The sequence below is a fragment of the Rhodopila sp. genome (genome assembly GCF_035548235.1).
Lineage (GTDB): Bacteria > Pseudomonadota > Alphaproteobacteria > Acetobacterales > Acetobacteraceae > Rhodopila.
Genome location: NZ_DASZTJ010000110.1, coordinates 21,900 through 40,360, shown reverse-complemented (window position 1 = coordinate 40,360; position 18,461 = coordinate 21,900). Strand labels below are relative to the sequence as shown.

At 63.0% G+C, this 18,461-nt stretch carries 10 protein-coding genes; 6 read left to right on the top strand and 4 right to left on the bottom strand.

Annotation, left to right across the window (positions count from 1 at the left end; genetic code table 11):
* Nucleotides 1–34: 34 nt before the first annotated feature.
* On the bottom strand, nt 35–3,043 hold the full coding sequence (locus tag VHB27_RS09775; RefSeq protein ID WP_325599744.1) for a hypothetical protein: 3,009 nt from the start codon (nt 3,041–3,043) through the stop codon (nt 35–37).
* 260 nt (nt 3,044–3,303) lie between these two features.
* Between VHB27_RS09775 and VHB27_RS09770 the strand changes: the two genes are divergently transcribed.
* The 6 genes from VHB27_RS09770 to VHB27_RS09745 all read left to right on the top strand — a co-directional run bounded on the left by VHB27_RS09770 (nt 3,304) and on the right by VHB27_RS09745 (nt 12,868).
* Nucleotides 3,304–4,701 carry an NADH:flavin oxidoreductase gene (locus VHB27_RS09770; protein ID WP_325599742.1) on the top strand — a complete coding sequence of 466 codons (1,398 nt, stop codon included), beginning with the start codon at nt 3,304–3,306 and terminating at the stop codon, nt 4,699–4,701.
* Between the two features lie 238 nt (nt 4,702–4,939).
* Nucleotides 4,940–6,283 (top strand): hypothetical protein, encoded by a 1,344-nt coding sequence (locus tag VHB27_RS09765; protein WP_325599740.1) that lies wholly within the window; start codon nt 4,940–4,942, stop codon nt 6,281–6,283.
* Entirely contained in the window at nt 6,280–6,720 is a 441-nt protein-coding gene (locus VHB27_RS09760) for a hypothetical protein (RefSeq protein ID WP_325599738.1), read from the top strand. The genes VHB27_RS09765 and VHB27_RS09760 overlap by 4 nt, the downstream gene beginning before the upstream one ends.
* Before the next feature lie 23 nt (nt 6,721–6,743).
* Nucleotides 6,744–8,198: a cytochrome c gene (locus VHB27_RS09755; RefSeq protein WP_325599737.1), complete on the top strand. Its 1,455-nt coding sequence runs from the start codon at nt 6,744–6,746 to the stop codon at nt 8,196–8,198.
* A gap of 25 nt (nt 8,199–8,223) precedes the next feature.
* Nucleotides 8,224–10,998: a hypothetical protein gene (locus tag VHB27_RS09750; protein ID WP_325599736.1), complete on the top strand. Its 2,775-nt coding sequence runs from the start codon at nt 8,224–8,226 to the stop codon at nt 10,996–10,998.
* A 10-nt stretch (nt 10,999–11,008) separates the two neighbouring features.
* A complete protein-coding gene (locus VHB27_RS09745) occupies nt 11,009–12,868 on the top strand; it encodes a GMC family oxidoreductase (RefSeq protein WP_325599735.1) in 1,860 nt (619 codons plus the stop codon).
* Here VHB27_RS09745 and VHB27_RS09740 read toward each other — a convergent pair.
* The 3 genes from VHB27_RS09740 to katG all read right to left on the bottom strand — a co-directional run bounded on the left by VHB27_RS09740 (nt 12,853) and on the right by katG (nt 18,459).
* Complete coding sequence (locus VHB27_RS09740) at nt 12,853–15,012, bottom strand: T6SS phospholipase effector Tle1-like catalytic domain-containing protein (RefSeq protein ID WP_325599733.1); 2,160 nt, start codon at nt 15,010–15,012, stop codon at nt 12,853–12,855. The genes VHB27_RS09745 and VHB27_RS09740 overlap by 16 nt on opposite strands.
* Nucleotides 15,013–15,144: 132 nt before the next feature.
* Entirely contained in the window at nt 15,145–16,167 is a 1,023-nt protein-coding gene (locus VHB27_RS09735; RefSeq protein ID WP_325599731.1) for an LLM class flavin-dependent oxidoreductase, read from the bottom strand.
* A gap of 114 nt (nt 16,168–16,281) precedes the next feature.
* Complete coding sequence (katG, locus tag VHB27_RS09730) at nt 16,282–18,459, bottom strand: catalase/peroxidase HPI (protein ID WP_325599729.1); 2,178 nt, start codon at nt 18,457–18,459, stop codon at nt 16,282–16,284.
* Between the last annotated feature and the right edge of the window lie 2 nt (nt 18,460–18,461).

The following is an 18,461-nucleotide window of genomic DNA, read 5'->3' as shown; positions in this document are numbered from 1 at the left end:
CCCCCCCCCCCCCCCCCCCCCCCCCCCCGCGCCGCTACAGCGTCAGCAGGAACACCACCAGATCGTCCACGTCCGCCTGTGAGGACTCCTCGGGCAGGCACCAGGGATGGGGTTCCGCCGGCAGTCCGCCGACCCTTGGGTTCTTGGGATCGAGGCCGAATTCCAGAATGCCGTAGTCGCGGCGCATCTTCTGGAAGTCCCAGTAATAGTAGCCATCGTCCATCTTGGTGAAATAGGCGTGCCGCGCCACAAGGCGGTCCTCCGCCGCGGTCACGCGGCGGTTGGGGTCGGGTGCAACGATCTGCTGCAGCACCCCTGGCTTGTCGCCGCCGAGACGGGTGAGAAACTCGAAGCGCATGCCCGCGCTGGGAATCCGGAAGCTGTGGTCCGTCCCCTCGTGGATCGTATACAGCTTCCTGTAGAGCGCCGACGCCCGGTTCAGATCCACGCTGCCATCCGGACGGGTCGGCGCCTGACAGCGATCCGGCCGGACCAGCAGGTCCAGGCCGTCCATGTTGTCCGGTGCATCCGAAACGATATGACCGTCGCTGAGCAGCCCACGCTGCTGAACCCAGAACAGGTTCTCCAGGATGGCCGTGCGGATCGACTGCGTCCGGCGCTGCCAGATGGTCGGCGAGAAGAACCGTCCGACCGGATCGCTGCCGCCGGCCTTGGATAGCGGCTGCATGTCCTCGTTGGTCCAGAGGCCGGCATTCCCCGCGGCATGGCACCGCATGCACGTCGTTTTGAAGAGCGTCGCGCCATGGGTGACGTGCTGCAGGAGAACGGGGAAACGCTGCGCGAAGGGTTCCCCCGGCCCGGGGGACCGAACCGCCTGACCCGATACCGCTGAATCGCGCATGGCCCCCAACCCATCCGCGGGCGGCGCATGCGGCGGGAAGCTGGGGGGTTTCAAAAGATCGTCCCGCGTCAGCCCCAGGCTGACGAAAGCACCCTCGTTGCCGATATCGTGCAGCCAGTCCTTATGGCCCTTGTACACCAGCCACCGATAGACGCCGATCCGATGCAGCACCTCGTCGTCCTGGTGCAATGTGGAGGTATAGAGGGTCAGGTCCTGCAGGGACCGGGACGACATAGGCCCACGGGCGCCTTCGGGTTCCTCCCCATGCAGGTAGGCGCCTTCGAAACCATCGATCAGTTCGGACCGGGACAAAGCACGCCGGACGGGCGTATGGTTGGTAATGATCGGGATCGCTTCGGGCGAGAAGAGGTAATCGTTGGCGTAGTCCCCTGGCAGGTCGGCCGAATCGAACAAGGTGGCTTCGGTCGATCCGGGCGGGAGGTTGTCGATCAGCAGCGTCTTGTCGACCTTCTGTTTCGACAGGGCGATTCCATGCCGGGACAGGAAGGCATCGAACCCGCTCCTGAGTCTCGCCAGAAGGCCGGTGTTCCTGGCCTGCGTCTCGACCTGCCGGCGCGCGCCTTTCGGATAGTCATTGCGGATGAAATCCAGGGGCAGGCCCTCTTCTTCCGCCAATCCGACGGCCCTGCCGCTGAGCGTCAGGAAGGTCGCCCGCCAGTCCGGATTGGGGATGCCGGGAAAGAAGCGGCTGACCTTGTCGCCGGCCGCGTCGTATTCGAAGGTCACCCGATCCGCGTGGCATGCGGCGCAGTTGAAACCGATCCAGTCGACGATTTGGGGATGCCCCGGGATCGGCGCGGTGGCCTGGGCGAAGACATAGCCTGCCCAGCCCGTCGGCTTGGTCTGGCCACCGGCCAGTGGCTTTGGGAAAGGCGGCGGAAGCTGGAATGCCAGGGCGATCGGATAGGGCGTGGGGCCGGTGAAGGTCTGGTCGCGGAACGCAACGTCCGGGGCGATAACCCTGCTTGCGCCGGCATCAGGCAGCAGGGGGATGGCGCCGAAGCTGCTGAAGGGCCGAATCCCTTCGCCCGTGCTTCTATCGATCAAAGCCTTGTGCATGACGGTCTGCCTGATCGATCCGTCCGGATTGAGTTCGGGAAACGTGTAACCTTTGGCCTCGATCTTCGGTGCCGGGATATCTGACTTGTGATACTCCAGTTGCCTGATCAGTGTCTCGATAAGCGGTTCCTCCCGGCCGCTATCGAAACCAAAGATACCATTCCAGTCGATTCCCAGTACGAAATGGGGCGTGGCAAGATTCCAATCCCAGGCCCAATAGGCCTTCTCGCCATAGGCGTATTGATCGGCGGCGGAGCGGTTCGTAGGGGTGGCTTTGGCCAGGCGTTGCGAGTCTGCCCGCGTCAGCGCCTGCCCCGGTTCGTTTGTATATCGGTCCGTTCCGCCAGTCGCGATTCTGACCGGGACCGCATTGCTGGCCAACACCGTGTCGCCGGTACGTGCGATGGGCCACACATCGGCGAAAGCGGGGTGGCCGTCCAGGACGACGCGTGCGGTATTCGGATCGGCGTAGCGCAGGGGGGCACCCGTCTTTATGTCGATGACGTAATCGCCGGTAGGGGGAATCCGGACGACCTGGATTGGTCCCTCATAGGCCGTGATCGGTACGGTCAGGTCGATTTCCGTATCGGTCCAACCGTAGATATCGCCCGCCCAGGTATCCGGGACGGCTTCGTACGGTTCCACGAAGTAATCCAGCGTCCGCCCTTGGAGTCGAGCCAGGACCGACGACGCGGCGCTGCCCAGATCGATGCGTGCCCGATAGGATGACAGGTTGCGTTCGAGCGCCCGCACGTCGCCGAACAGCACCTTGGACAATTCCTTGCCCTTGGTCTCGGGAGACGAAACACGGACCGACCGCGGGCCGCCGGGCGGTGTCATCCCTCCGGCGGGGGGCGCCAGTCCGGGCCTGGCGGCGGTCAGCGGACCCGCCCCGAAATCGTGACCCTTGATAAGGATCGCTTGGCCTGGCTTGAGCAGCGGTGGCGTGTCCGGATTTTCGCCGGACCATAATATGGTGCCGGAGTCGCGGTCGACGATGGTTTCAATCACCGGGGCGTCGGCGGCCTTCGCCGGCATTGGGGAGAGGGCCGGCATGAAGAAAAACAGCAGCAGTCTGCCGAACTGTCGCGCGCTGGCCATGACAGTTTCTCCCCTGCGCGGACGCCGTTCGGGTTCGTATCGTAGCCGTCCTGAACAGCGCGTTCATGGGAGCGCTACCGCCTCGCCCCTGGCCGTCCCCGGAACGATGCGTTGCGCCCTCAAAACACTCTATAACCTGGGCAATTCTGGCCCGTCAACCGGGACGCGAACCCTGGTGCCGTTCATTGCACTGGCACCCTTGGCGGCTGTTGCAAACGCACGCCGTGGTTGTTATGACTGCGAAGCCAAGGGAGTCGACCATGCCCCAGGGTACGGACGCAACGTTTCTCCATGAAGACAACGCGGCGCTGATTTTCTCGCCGCTCAAGTTCAGGAATCTGGAGGTCAAGAATCGTCTCTTCCGTTCCAACCTATCCGGAATGTTCGACGAGTATAACGGGTATGGCGGGATAACCCGGCTGAACTGGGAGGAGAAGTTCGCCAAGGGCGGTGTCGGCTGCATCATATCGTCCTATACCCCTGTCGCCGTGCGTGGACGGATTCTCGTTCGATACGCAATGATCGACAATGACGACAAGATCCCGTTCTGGCGGGAGGTCGGCAAGCGCGTGCATGGTTACGGCTGCGGTTTCATCATGCAGTTGAGCCATTCCGGGCGTCAGCAGGACATGGGCGGGGTAGAGAACCTGTTCAAAAAGTCGCTGAGTTCGACCAGCCAGTCCGATTTCTTCCACGGTATCCTCGCCAAGGCCATGACGGTCGCGGAAATCCACGAGGTCGTCGAGCAGTTCGCGCAGGGCGCCCGCAGGGCACGCGAGGCCGGGCTCAACGGGGTCGAACTGCATGGGGCGAACGGGTACCTGATCACCCAGTTCCTCAGTTCCGGCATCAACGATCGCAAGGACGAATATGGCGGTTCGGTGGAAAACCGAGCGCGGTTTGCCTTGGAGATTGTGCGGGCGATCCGGCGGGAGGTGGGGCAGGATTTTCATTTACAGATGAAAATCAACGGCGTCGATCACAACGACTGGCTCTATCCCTGGAAGAAGAAGGGCAATACCCTTCAGGACACCCTGACCATTTGCAAAATCCTGCTTGACGATGGCAAGGGCGTGGATTCATTCCATATCTCCAGCGGATCGACCTTTCCGCATCCGCGAAATCCGCCGGGCGATATTTCGCCCAGGGCGCTGACCCGCTGGTACGGGGGAATGCTCGCATCAGGGGTACGGACCCGATTCAATTACGCAGTGTTCAAAAACCCACTGAGCGGCCCATTATTCCGATGGTACTGGCGGGTCCGGCGCGGCCGGATCATCGAGGGCATCAACGCGGAATATGCGAAGTTCCTGCGGACGGAGATCACGCGCATCGACCCCGGTATCAAGTTTCTGTGTACTGGCGGTTTTCAGCATGCGTCGAACATAGCCGGCGTCATTCGTGACGGTTCCTGCGATGCCGTCACCATGGCTCGGCCGCTCATCGCCAACAACGACCTACCGGAAATCCTCCGTTCCGCCGACGGTCCCATCAAGCAGAAAGAATGCACCTACTGCAACAAATGCCTGGTCAACGATCTCGCGAACCCGCTTGGATGCTATGAAGTGTCCCGATATGACGGCGATACGTTCGAGGAGAAGTGGGACAATCTGATCAAAAGCGTCATGTCCGTCTATCAGCCACCGTTGTTTCGGTGATCCTGGACTGACGAAGCCGGAGAGGGTGTTTACCGTGGACTACGATCCCCCAACACCTGCGGAGCGTGTGCTAGCCCGCAACCGCTGGATACGATGTGGAGTCGTCCTGCTGCTGATCGTGGCGGCGCTCTATTACCTGCTTGCCGTGAACCAATATGTCGTTTCGTATAAGGACGACGTGGACCATTTCAAATATGGCTCCATCGGCAGCGAGACCGCCAACGGATTTCCGATCCTGGTGTTCAAGGCGCTGCCGGTCATGTTTCGTGACGATATCGGGCCGACCGGTTACCGCCGGTTCGGACTGCTCTACGAGACGGAGCAGTCCGAGCTGCCGGTCGGCATGTCGAGGCGGGTGGTTACGGGCATCGAGCGCGTCTGGCTGAACTGCGCCGTGTGCCATGTCGGCACGTATCGGATCAACCTGACCGACAAGCCGACATATATCTATGGCGCTCCTGCCAATAATCTTCGTTTGTTCGATTTGATCAGGTTCTTCATCAAGGTCGGCAACGATCCGCGATTCACCGCGGACAACCTGATCGACACGATCGACAGCCCCGCCGTCGGCGGGCATCTGAATTTCGTCGAGCGCCTGATCTATCGCTATGTCGTTTTCCCGCGCGTGCAGGCGGCGCTGCAGCACCTCGCGCAGCAAGTCTCCTTCATCAATCGTCAGGCCGATTGGGGTCCTGGCCGGGTTGATACTTTCAATCCGTACAAGGCGATCCAGTTCAACTTCCCGATGGACGCCGAGCATATCACCAGCGAAGAACTGAACGGCTCTTCCGATTTTCCCGCTATTTGGGAACAGGCGCCTCGCGACGGGATGCACCTCCATTGGGACGGAAACAACACATCGGTCGACGAGCGCAATCTCAGTGCCGCACTGGGCGCGGGCGTGACGCCGGTAACGGTCGATATCGATGCGATCCTTCGCATCCGCAATTGGATCTGGACGCTGCGCGCGCCCCCCTTTCCGGTGCCCGCCGCGATCGATGCCGGCAAGGTCGCACGCGGACGGCAGTTGTTTTCCGAGTACTGCGCCAATTGTCATGGCATGAAGAACGAGGCAGGCCAGTACGACTATAGCACCAACCATTATCCGCAGCTTGGCCAGGTTGAGCCACTGGACAAGATCGGCACCGACCCTGACCGGTGGGCGTCCTACACACAGGATTTCTCGGCCGCGCAGAACATGCTCTATGCGGGTTATCCGTGGCGGTTTTCGCATTTCCGCAAGACGGGGGGCTATGCCAACCAGCCGCTTGACGGCATCTGGGCACGTTCGCCCTACCTCCATAACGGGTCCGTTCCGACGCTGCGCGACTTGCTGGAGCCGTCGACCTGCCAGGGTGGCAATCCTTGCCGGCCCGCCAAATGGTACAGGGGCAGCGATATCCTGGATACCGCGAAGGTCGGCTATCAGTCCGACGGCTATGGTTACGACTTGAAGGACCTGTTTCTCTACGACACGACCGTTCCCGGCAATTCCAATCGCGGGCACGAAGGAAAAGCCTACGGCACCGAACTGCCGGCCGCCGATAAGGATGCAATCGTGGAGTATATGAAGACGCTATGACCAACAGCGCGCAAAGCAGCATCAGCATCTGGATCGTCCGGCATACCGTCCTGGTGTGGTTCGGTATCGTCCTCAACACGCTGTTTATCATTCCGCTGCTGTTTTATCCCCGATGGATGCTCGATCTCTTCGGCATCCCCCTCGACCAACTGATCTGGGCTCGGGAATCCGCCGGCCTGCTGATGATCATCTCGGTTTTTTATGTTCCTGCGGCGATCGACTTCAGTCGGTATCGCGCGAATGCCTATATCGCTGTTTTCCCGTCGCGGACGTTCGGGGCATCCTTCTTCTTCTTCGCCGTCATCCTGTTTGGACAGCCGCTGGGTTTTCTGTCCATTTCCTTTGTCGATGCCTTCATCGGGTCGACCACACTCTATTGCCTCATCCGTATCAGCGCGCTTGAAAAGCAGCTCAGCACGACCGGTATCATTCGATGATCGCTGTGCTCCGACGCTGCCTGGTGTTCTTCCTGGCGCTGATCGTGGTGCTGATTCCGTCGGCCTGGCTGATACTGCTGCGCCCGGTGCCGCAGCCGGCGACGAACGATCCGCTGCAGGTCTTCGATCACGGCTCGATCGGCAACGAGACCCAGCAAGGCTTGCCCTATTGGATCTGGCGTGTGCTTCCCACCCTGTTTCCGGAGTATCTTCCCGGCAACCAGGATGGTTATGGCTCCATCGGTGTCTATTGGATCGGCGGGGAAGAACTGCCCGTCGGTTTTTCCAAAAAGACCCTCGGTGTCATTCCACGCGTCGCGCCCAACTGCGCGTTCTGCCACCAGGAAACCTATCGGCTCCATGCCGACGACCCGGCGACATTTGTGCCGGCGGGCGCCGGCACGCGGGTGAACGTGCAAGGCTTTATCCGCTTCCTGTCTGCGATCGGCCGCCATCCGGAACGGTTCACCGCCGACAACGTCATGACGGCCATCACGGCGATATACGATATGCCGCTGTGGGAACGCGTCCTGTACCGCTACTTGTTGATCCCTGCCGTCCGCTCCGCTTTGGAGGCACAAGCCACCCGATTTGCCTGGATGGACTCGCGCCCCGATTGGGGGCCAGGTCGGATCGATCCGTTCAACCCCGTCAAGTTCTTCAACCTGCATCTTCCTGATGACGGAACGATCGGTAATTCCGATATCATGCCGCTATGGGACTTCAGCACCGCGCTGGCGGATACGACCAGGCAGTACTCGCTGCATTGGGATGGGCTGAACTCCAATCTGCGAGAGACGGCGGTGGCCGGGGCGATCGGTGATGGCATGGACTATCAGGGCTACCTATCGGCCGGCCCGACCTTGAACGCCATCCTGGATTTCATCCGACTGCAGAAGCCGCCGCCGTCACCCTTCTCCTCCCTGCGTCCTGTCGGCGATCCGTATCATGTGGACCAGGCAGAGGTGGACCAGGGGAAAGCCATCTATCAATCCCAGTGCGCCTCCTGTCACGAACCGGATGGAGCCCGCTTCCGCACGGTCATCCCTGCGGCCGAAATCGATACTGACCGGCATCGCATCGACATGTGGACCGAAGCAGCGAAAGACCGTTACACCAATTACCATGCCGACGACTACAATTGGGGCTTTCACGCGTTCCATAAAACCAACGGCTACGTCGCCAACGAACTGACGGGCTTGTGGCTGCGCGGCCCGTATCTGCACAACGGCTCCGTTCCCACGCTGCGCGACCTGCTGGCGGCACCGGACCAACGGCCCAAGCAGTTTTATCGCGGCTATGACCTGATCGACCCGGTGGACGGCGGGTTTGTCAGCCAGGCGGGCACGCCGGCGCAGCGCTACGGAACCTTGTACGACACTACGGTCGCCGGCAACGGTAATGGCGGGCATCTGTACGGCACGGACTTGTCGGATCAGGACAAGCAGCGGCTGCTTGCCTACCTGAAGACGTTGTGATCCCTCGCGGCCGAGGAGACCAGATATGAGAGCCATCAGCGCAGTTTTCGGTCGGGTCCTGAAATGGGCTGTGATCACCCTGGTGGCTTTATGCCTGGTCATCGCCGTGGGTGGCTTTTTCGCGTTTCGAGCACTCGTGGAACCCGACAGTTCCAAGTTCGGCACCATCCCCGACGAAGCAAAGGCCGCCGGACGGACGCCGGAGTCACTTCCGGCCCTCGCCAAGCCCTGCAATGAAGAACCGACGGATTGCAACTACTTCGCTCACATGGACAAGGGACTGCTGCTGAAGCCTGCCGACGGCGCTCCCTTTCCCAAGGAGATCATGGAAGTTGCGAGGCTAACCAAGCTGCCTCCGGAACAAGTGCGGGAAAGCGCCCTGCGGGGTCAGATCGCTTGGATCGCCTGGACCGGCGGTAACGATCGGTTCTGGGACTTCGCAGCCCGCAACACGGCCGGTGCATTCGATCTGTTGAAGACCGTGTCCTCCTATAAGGGAATGGCCTATGGGCGCCATAACCGCTGGTCGTGGCTAGGTCTCGTGAACGAGCCGTGCTTCAAGGAAGCGACGGGCCCCGACCCCAAGCGCTACGGCCTTTGGCTGGATCAGCGTGACCCCGGTTGTCCCGCCGATCCCTTGGCAGACCCTGACAAGTATCGCGGCGTACAAACAGGTGCCCGTGGCAAAACGGTGCCTGTCGGGTCATATTACGGCGAACCAAGCGGCGTTATCGGCCTGCGTCTTTTTCCCAACCCCGCCTTCGACGAAAAGGCGAAGGCAAGATGGGATCCGGAACGGTACTATAATGACCCGTCGTACTATAATGATAAGGACCTGGTCCGTCCGTATCGGGTCGGCATGGCATGCTCCTTCTGCCACGTCGGTCCGAACCCGATAAACCCGCCGAAGGATCCCGAGAATCCGACCTGGGACAACCTGACGTCCAATCCGGGTGCGCAATACTTCTGGGTCGACCGCATCTTCTTCTGGAATACCCGTCCTCGCGGTCCCAACAATACGCCCGCCCCCAATGAGGGGAACTTCCTTTATCAGTTGTTCCACACGAACCCACCCGGAAGCCTCGACACGTCTCTTGTATCGACCGATTACCTGAACAACCCGCGGACGATGAACGCCATCTACAGCGTCATCGATCGTCTGGGGCCAAGCCTGAAGACGGGTTCGGAGCAACTGACGGGCGGCGAGCGGGACAACAAGCAATTCCAGGACTATCCCCTGACCGCCGCGCTGTCGCAGTTCTGGAACCCGACCACCAGCACGTCGCTGTCCATGCGTGTGCTCAAGGACGGCGCCGATTCCGTCGGGACATTGGGGGCTCTCAATCGTGTCTACCTGAATATCGGTCTCTTCAGCGAGGAATGGCTGCTGCACTTCCGTCCCTTCATCGGGGGGCAGAAGATTTCGCCGATCAAGATCAGCGATGCTGAAAAGCAATCCGTCTACTGGCGCGCAACGGAAGATCGCACGGCCGATATGGCGATGTTCTTCCTGGTGACAGCGCGCCCGGATCATCTGGCGGATGCACCTGACGGCAAGACATTCCTGGACCCATTCGACTCCGACAAAGTGAAACGGGGCCAGGTGGTCTTCGCGGAAAACTGCGCGGCTTGCCACTCCAGCAAGATTCCCCAGCCCCCCGTCAGTTCAGGCGTCGACGAGGGTATCTGTGCGGGCGGCGGCAGCGGACCCAACTACCGCGAATGCTGGAACCGCTATTGGTCGTGGGCCCAGTCGAACGCGTTCAAGGACGCGATGGTCAAAATGGTGACCGCGCGCGACGCCGACGGCAAGGATACGTTCCTGCCTGGCAATTACTTGTCGTCCGAGCGGCGGATTCCTGTCGACGTCACCCAGACCAATGCCTGCACGGCGATCGCCACCAACGGATTGGCCGGCGACATCTGGGATAACTTCACCTCAACGTCCTATAAGACCCTGCCGCCGGTGAAGGAGTTGACCGTCTATCATCCCGTCTCCGGCGCGGCCATGTCGTTCAAGCCGCTTGGCAACGGGCGCGGCTACCTGCGGCCGCCTTCCTTGATCAGTGTCTGGTCCAGTGCGCCGTTCCTGTCGAACAACTCCGTTGGTTACAGCGGTTACGAAAGCACTTCCGGCAATCGCGGTGCGTCCAAGCCTGCGGCTTCTCCTCGTGAAGAAGCCTGCCCGGCCGCCAGCGACAACGATCCGGATATGCCATGCGTCGCCAACCGCATGAAGCTGTTCGACCGTTCGATTCGCCAACTGCTCAATCCCTCCGCTCGGCGGACCGACCCGGTCACGCAGGTCCCCGTGCCCGGCTACATGTATCGGACGTCGGCGCCGTCCTGCCTGATCGTCCCGCCTGGCTTCGTCCCATCGCTGGTGCGAAGCTTCGCTGGCCCCCTGCATTGGCTCGCCCCTTGGGCCGTGGACCGGCAAGGCGGCATCAACCTTGGTCCCCTGCCCCGGAACTTCCCGATCAACACACTGACAAATACGCAGTTGCTGCCCGACAACGACCAGCCTGACATGGTCGGCCATTTCTGGAAGCTTCTGAAGGCGACCCCCACCCTGATCAGCGCCTTCCGGCAAATGGGTGGCGCCTGCACGTCGGAAGCGCTGGCGAACCCGGTTACGGAAGCAACGTCCGAGAAAGCCGTCCAGAGCACCGGCCTGATCGACACCTTGGTCGGCCTCAGCAAGTGTCCGGACTACGTCGTCAATCGCGGGCACTATTTCGGCGCCGACCTGTCGGCGGACGATAAAGACGCGCTTATCGCCTACATCAAATACTTCTGAGTCCGGACCCGTGCCTCCCGAAGAACGTTTCGACTATATCGTTGTCGGGGCCGGTGCCGGGGGGTGCGTCCTGGCGGCCCGCCTGGCGGAAGCCGGCAAGCGCGTCCTGGTCCTGGACGCCGGGGACGATCCCGTCACGTCGCAAGAGGCAACGAACCGTCCACCCGCAGCCGACTACCAGGTGCCCGCCTTCCACCCCTTCGCTTCGGAAAATCCGGCGTTCCGCTGGGACTTCTGGGTTCGCCACTACACATCCGACAGCCAGCAGGAAAAGGACCGGCACTACCGGCGCGAATGGGAAGGACAGCAGGTCGATGGCATCCTCTACCCGCGTGCCAGCGGCCTTGGCGGCTGCACCGCTCACAATGCGATGATCGTCGTGCGGCCGAACAATGCGGACTGGAACCATATCTGGCAGGTCACCGGCGATGCCTCCTGGCGGGCATCCAATATGCAACGATACTTCCGCCGTCTCGAGCGCTGCCGCTACCGGTTCCTCCATCGATGGCTGGCAACGCTGTTCGGCTGGAACCCGACCGGTCATGGGTGGCGTGGATGGCTGACGACCGAACGGGCCGTTCCGCTGCGGGCCATTCTGGATTGGCGGCTGCGTCGGGCCCTTTGGCGAGCGCTGCTATCCGTCGCCGGGATGCTTCCGAACGCGATCGTCGACTGGGGCTGGTTCACCAGCAGCGACGGTGATCCCAACGACCAACGGCGCGTGGACGCCGAAGCCCCCATGGTTTGCGTCACCCCGCTCTCCTCCGCCTGCCATGTCCGAACCGGTCCGCGCGAGTTTCTCCTATCGGTCAAGGAACGGTTCCCGGATCGGGTGACCATCCGCCTTAATGCCCTGGTGACCCGTATCGACATAGACCCGATCTCCAAGACGGCGCACGGCGTATTTTACAAGGAAGGCTCCAGGCTATACCGAGCGGCGGCGGGGCCTCATGGGAAGGGTGGGGAGAAGCGCCATGCCGGGGCCTCATGCGAAGTCATTCTGGCAGGCGGAGCCTTCAACACGCCGCAAATCCTGATGCTGTCGGGCGTTGGTGACACCCGGCATCTGTCCGAACATGGCGTCGCAGCAGTGAAGCATCTGCCCGGCGTCGGCCAAAATCTTCAGGACCGGTATGAGATCAGCGTGGTCAACCGGGTGGAACCGGCCTGGCAGACCCTCAAGGGCGCGACGTACAGCGTCGGCGACCGGCCCTACCGCAAATGGCGACGATGGCGTTCAGGTCCTTACACCAGCAACGGTCTGATGTTCGCAGCCATGTTGCCATCCCGCACCGACCAGGAAAGGCCGGATTTGTTCTGCTTCTTCCTGTTGGCCGACTTCAGGGGGTATTATCCGGGATACGCCGAAGCGATCAAGAAACGCAACTACCTGACCTGGACCGTCCTCAAGGCCTATACGCAGAACACGGCCGGGGCCGTCCGGCTGAAATCCGATGACCCGCGCGACCCGCCGGCCATCAACTTCCGCTACTTCGCCGAGGGGAACGGCACCTCCAACGACGATCTTGACGCCATGGTCGTCGGCATCGACTTCGGCCGAAAAGTCGCAGACGCGATCGGCGACCTGATCGTGGAGGAGGAAGCACCCGGACGCCAGCTCTATACTGCCGAAGACCTGAAAGGATACGTCACCGACAATGCCTGGGGCCATCATGCATGCGGCACCTGCGCGATGAAACCCGAAGACCAGGGCGGCGTGGTCGACAGCCGGTTCCGTGTGCATGGGATCGGCAACCTCCGCATCGTCGACGCGTCCATCTTCCCCCGGATCCCAGGATATTTCATCGTCACATCGGTCTATATGATCGCCGAGAAGGCAGCCGACACGATCCTTCAGGACGCCCCGTGATGTCCGCTGTCGTTTGCCACCGTCCATTGCTCACCGCTTTCCGACAGTGACCACAGCGGTGCGTCCGGCTCAGCGCCGTCGATCCGAGTGATACGAAGACGCGGCCCGCCGCTGTTGTTGCTGGCGGTTTGCCACCAGTCGTTCGCGAACAGATGCAGCAAGCCGGACGGTGCCGCGCTGGTCAGGCAGATGCTTGCGCCGGGCGTCCCCAGGTGCCGTCCGATCCTGGCGATCTGGTGCTGCAGTTCGGCGGGCGCACTGGTGAACAGATAGCGCAGGGCGGCGGAAAACGGCTTCTCCATCGGCGGCCAGGCGCGCGGATGGGCGATGGTCGCGGCCAGCAGCATCCAACGGTCCCGCGGCAGGCGGCGTCCGAAGCCCAACAGGTGGCGGACATCCAGCCCCCGCGCCCTCTGTCCATCCGGTTCAGCGAGTGGGCATTCCCCGTCGCGGATCAGGCCGCCGATATAGGTCATCCGGTAATGCGCACCGGTCTCGATGACGATCCCGGTGCGGTACCAATCCCGGTTCGCATCCATCACGAACTCGACCGATTCCCCTGCCTGCAGCCGCCGCATATCGAAACGACCGAGACTGTCGCACACGACTTGCGCCCGATGCAGCACGCTGGGGTGCAGGGACGAATACCCGACGGGATCCGTTCCGCCCGGAACCGGATGCCAGCGCGGCCAAGTACCGAACGTCCGCCAGGTCGGTTCAAGTTCCAGCTCATCATGGATCGGCGCCAAGTCGTGCGGCGCGGTGTCGGGTTTCCCGGGGTGGAACGTCAGCCCCTGCTGCCGCATGGCGTCGACCATCCAGTCCAGGGTGACATCGGACAGGTCCTTTCGTGCGTAACCACCACCGATGTCGCCGTGCGTTCCCCGGAACCACACTTGATGGACGGATGGTGCGGGACCGCCCGCCGCCTCCGGCACGGAAAAGAGCGTGGGGATGAACTGCGACCGCCGCTCATCCATGGAAAGGGCATGATAAACCGTCCTGCAGACGGCCACGGGGTCGGTTGCGAAGGGAAGGTTCTTCCAGATCGGCAGCACCCGGAACCACCAACCCCAAAGCGGGAAGCCAAGCGAGGCGACGGTGTCGAATACGCCGACGAACTCGATGGTCACGCCTGGCCCCGACAGGGTCCGAGCAGGGGGATATGCCATGTCGGTCCGGATGGCGACGGACGACCGGGGGGAGGGCCGGGCGCGGTAAATCTGTACCATGTCGGCACAAAACCGGATATATTCGGCGCGCAGCACCCCGCATCGATAGATCACGCCCGCGATACAGCGCGCGGCAAACGCGCCGCGGGAGAAGCCGACCAGGTAGATGCGATCACCGGGCTGATAGTTGCGAACGATCTCACGATAGCCGTTGACGATGGTCTCGCTGATCCCCGCGCCCGTCCCCGTCTCGATCAGCTTGATCAGCATGGACCACCAGGCCGCGATCTTGCTGCCGGTCTTTCCGCCGGTCGCCGACAGCAGCCGCTGCGTACGCCGCGCTTCCTTGGCGGTGGAGGACGTGTCGGTACCCACGCCGGCTTGATAGAAGACGATCTGCGTCTCGTCGGCGACCAGCGCCTGGGCCAGTTTCCAGATGTTGGTGGCGCTCGACTCGCCGTCTTCGGTTTCATCCGGCCGGTTCGATGTGCCGTCGCAAAGAACGACGATGCGCCGCCCTTCCCCGTTGCCGCGCGGCAGGTCGACGGGTTGTTCAGGTCGTTGCGTATCTTCCAGGAAGCGGCGCCGCCGCGCCGCGTTCCATGCGTCGCGCACCTCGCAGAAACCCGCGGACAGGCCGACGACGATGACGAAGACCGTGCCCCAGTAGACGACCTTGTAGCCGTCCCGCGACAGGGACTTCGGCAGCATGTCCGACAGCGAATCGGCCAGCATGTCATACAGCAGGCGAACCGCGGCAAGCGTGACACCGGCGGAGATCAACGCGAAGGCCGCCCAGAATCCGAACAGCACTATCGCGCAGGCCGACAGCCGGCCGCGATGCAGCGGCCACCGCGATTCAGCCCAGCGCAGGGCGAGACCGATAACGACGGTATTGAACCACCAGGCGCCCGCCGCCAGACTGACGAAAAGCCCAACGAACCACGCGATGAACGTCAAAACCCGGCCCATCGGTCGCATCCCCCTCCGGAATGAGACAATGGAGCGGCTTTCGTTGCATTGCAACCTATCCGGAACGTATCGCTCGCCGCAACGATGTCACGCCCGATACAGTAGCGGCATGTTCCGAGTTCAAACCGGTCGTCAGCGCCAGCCAAGCCCGGGCGCGACATGGGTCAGGATCGCCTCCATGACATGCGCATTGTAGGCGACGCCCAACTGGTTCGGGACGGTCAGCAGCAGCGTATCCGCCTCGGCGATCGCCTCGTCCTGGCGGAGCTGTTCGATCAGCACATCCGGTTCGGCGGCATAGCCGCGGCCGAAGATCGATTGCGTCGCCTCGTCGATGAAGCCGACATGGTCCTGGCTATCCCCTTGGCCACCGAAAAATGCCCGGTCGCGGTCGTCCATCAGGGCAAAAATGCTCCGACTGACCGAAACCCGCGGCTCCCGCGCATGCCCCGCCTCCTTCCACGCCGCCCGAAACGCTCGGATCTGCGCAGCTTGCTGGACGTGGAACGGCTCGCCGGTCTCGTCGTTCTTCAGGGTGGAGGCTTGCAGGTTCATGCCCCGCTGCGCCGCCCAGACCGCGGTGGCGTTGGAGCCGGAGCCCCACCAGATGCGCTCGCGCAGCCCTTCGGAATACGGCTCCAGTCGCAGCAGGCCCGGCGGGTTCTGGAACATGGGCCGCGGACTGGGCTGGGCGAAGCCCTGGCCGCGCAGCACATCCAGGAAGACCTCCGTATGGCGCCGGCCCATATCGGCGTCGGTCTCGCCCTCGACCGGCCGGTAGCCGAAATAGCGCCACCCGTCGATGACCTGTTCGGGCGAGCCCCGGCTGATCCCCAACTGCAGGCGCCCGCCGGCGATCAGGTCGGCCGCACCCGCGTCCTCGGCCATGTAAAGCGGGTTTTCGTAGCGCATGTCGATGACCGCCGTGCCGATCTCGATCCGGCTCGTCCTGGCACCGACCGCCGCCAGCAGCGGGAACGGCGAGGCGAGTTGGCGGGCGAAGTGGTGGACGCGGAAAAAGGCGCCATCCGCCCCCAGTTCTTCCGCCGCGACGGCCAACTCGATGGATTGCAGCAGGACATCCGCCGCCGAACGCGCCTGCGACTGCGGCGAGGGCGTCCAGTGGCCGAAGGAGAGGAAACCGATTTTCTTCATGGTGCGCAGCCTACCAGCGCGGATGCGCACTTCGAAAGCCGCCGGCCAAAAAAGACCCTGGGGCATCAACCCCCAGGGTCCCCTCGAACGCCCCGCGAACGAACCGGTGCGCGGTCAGGCCTTCAGGTCATAGCGATCCAGGTCCATCACCTTGGCCCAGGCCGCGACGAAGTCCTTCACGAACTTCTCCCGCGAGTCGGAGGAGCCGTAGACCTCCGCCAAGGCCCGCAACTGCGAATGCGAGCCAAAGATCAGATCGACGCGGGTGCCGGTCCACTTCAGTTCCTTGGTCTTGCGGTCCCGGCCCTCATACACGTCGTCGCCGGTCGGGTGCCAGACGGTGGCCATGGAGAGCAGGTTGGCGAAGAAGTCGTTCGTCAGGACACCCGGCGCCTTGGTGAAGACGCCGTGCTTGGACCCGCCCGCGTTCGCGCCCAGCACCCGCAGCCCGCCCACCAGCACCGTCATCTCCGGCGCGCTCAGGGTCAGCAGTTGCGCCCGGTCGATCAGGGCTTCCTCGGGGGCCATGAACGCCCGGCCGCTGAGGTAGTTGCGGAACCCGTCGGCCATCGGCTCAAGCGCGGCGAAGGAGTCCGCGTCGGTCTGCTCCGCCGAGGCGTCCATGCGCCCGGGCGTGAACGGCACCGTCACGCTGGTCCCGGCGTCCTTGGCGGCCTTTTCGATCGCCGCCCCGCCGGCCAGGACGATCAGGTCCGCCAGCGAGACCTTCTTGCCGCCGGGCGCCGAGGCATTGAATTCCTTCTGGATCGCTTCGAGCGCCTGCAGCACCTTCGCCAGGTCCGCCGGGTTGTTCACCGCCCAATCCTTCTGCGGCGCCAGGCGAACGCGCGCGCCATTGGCGCCGCCCCGCTTGTCGGAGCCGCGGAACGTCGACGCCGAAGCCCAGGCGGCGGAGACCAGTTGCGGCACCGACAGCCCGGACGCCAGGATCTTCCCTTTCAGCGAGGCGATGTCGGCCTCGTTGACGAGCGGATGGTTCACCGCCGGGATCGGGTCCTGCCAGATCAGCGTCTCTTTCGGCACGAGCGGGCCGAGATAGCGCTGGATCGGCCCCATGTCGCGATGGGTCAGCTTGAACCAGGCACGGGCGAACGCGTCCGCGAACTGGTCCGGATGTTCATAGAAGCGTCGCGAAATCTTCTCATAAACCGGGTCGAACCGAAGCGAGAGGTCCGTCGTCAGCATCGTCGGGACGTGCTTCTTCGCCTTGTCGAAGGCGTCCGGGATCGTGGGTTCGGCCCCTTTCGCCTTCCATTGCTGGGCGCCGGCCGGGCTCTTGGTCAGCTCCCATTCATACTTGAACAGGTTCTCGAAGAAGTGGTTGCTCCACTTCGTCGGGGTCTGGGTCCAGGTGACTTCCGGACCGCCGGTGATGGCGTCGGCGCCGAAGCCCGAACCATGCTTGCTGATCCAGCCCAGGCCCTGGTCCTCGATCGCGCCGGCTTCCGGTTCCGGCCCCATCAGGGACGGATCGCCGGCGCCGTGGGTCTTGCCGAAGCTATGGCCGCCGGCGATCAGCGCGACGGTCTCCTCGTCGTTCATCGCCATGCGCGCGAAGGTTTCCCGGATGTCGATGGCGGCGGCGACCGGGTCTGGATTGCCGTTCGGCCCTTCCGGGTTCACGTAGATCAGGCCCATCTGCACCGCGCCCAGCGGTTTCTGCAACTGGCGTTCGCCGCTATAGCGCTCGTCGCCCAGCCAGGTGCCTTCCGGGCCCCAATACAGTTCCTCCGGCTCCCAGGTGTCGGGGCGGCCGCCGGCGAACCCGAAGGTCTTGAAGCCCATCGATTCCAGGGCGACATTGCCGGCAAGGACCATCAGGTCGGCCCAGGAGATTTTCTGGCCGTATTTCTGCTTGATCGGCCAGAGCAGACGGCGGGCCTTGTCCAGATTGGTGTTGTCGGGCCAGCTATTGAGCGGCGCGAAGCGCTGCTGGCCGCCGCCGGCGCCGCCGCGTCCGTCGGCGATGCGGTACGTCCCCGCGCTGTGCCAGGCCATGCGGATGAACAGGCCGCCGTAATGGCCGAAATCCGCGGGCCACCAGTCCTGCGAGTCCGTCATCAAGGCATGCAGGTCCTTGACGACGGCGTTCAGGTCGAGGGTCTTGAACGCCGCGGCGTAGTCGAACGCCTCCCCCAGCGGGTTGGACCGTGGCGCATGCTGGTTGAGCATCTGAAGGCTCAACTGGTTCGGCCACCAGTCCCGGTTCGCACGCCCGTGTCCCGCGAACGGGCATTTGCCTGCGCCTTGGTCTTCCGTCACTGCGTCCATTG

Bases quoted from the DNA above. Each gene is read 5' to 3' on its own strand.
- VHB27_RS09775 (WP_325599744.1), bottom strand. From the start codon at position 3,043: ATGGCCAGCGCGCGACAGTTCGGCAGACTGCTGCTGTTTTTCTTCATG.
- VHB27_RS09770 (WP_325599742.1), top strand. From the start codon at position 3,304: ATGCCCCAGGGTACGGACGCAACGTTTCTCCATGAAGACAACGCGGCG.
- VHB27_RS09760 (WP_325599738.1), top strand. From the start codon at position 6,280: ATGACCAACAGCGCGCAAAGCAGCATCAGCATCTGGATCGTCCGGCAT.
- VHB27_RS09750 (WP_325599736.1), top strand. From the start codon at position 8,224: ATGAGAGCCATCAGCGCAGTTTTCGGTCGGGTCCTGAAATGGGCTGTG.
- VHB27_RS09740 (WP_325599733.1), bottom strand. From the start codon at position 15,012: ATGGGCCGGGTTTTGACGTTCATCGCGTGGTTCGTTGGGCTTTTCGTC.
- VHB27_RS09735 (WP_325599731.1), bottom strand. From the start codon at position 16,167: ATGAAGAAAATCGGTTTCCTCTCCTTCGGCCACTGGACGCCCTCGCCG.
- katG (WP_325599729.1), bottom strand. From the start codon at position 18,459: ATGGACGCAGTGACGGAAGACCAAGGCGCAGGCAAATGCCCGTTCGCG.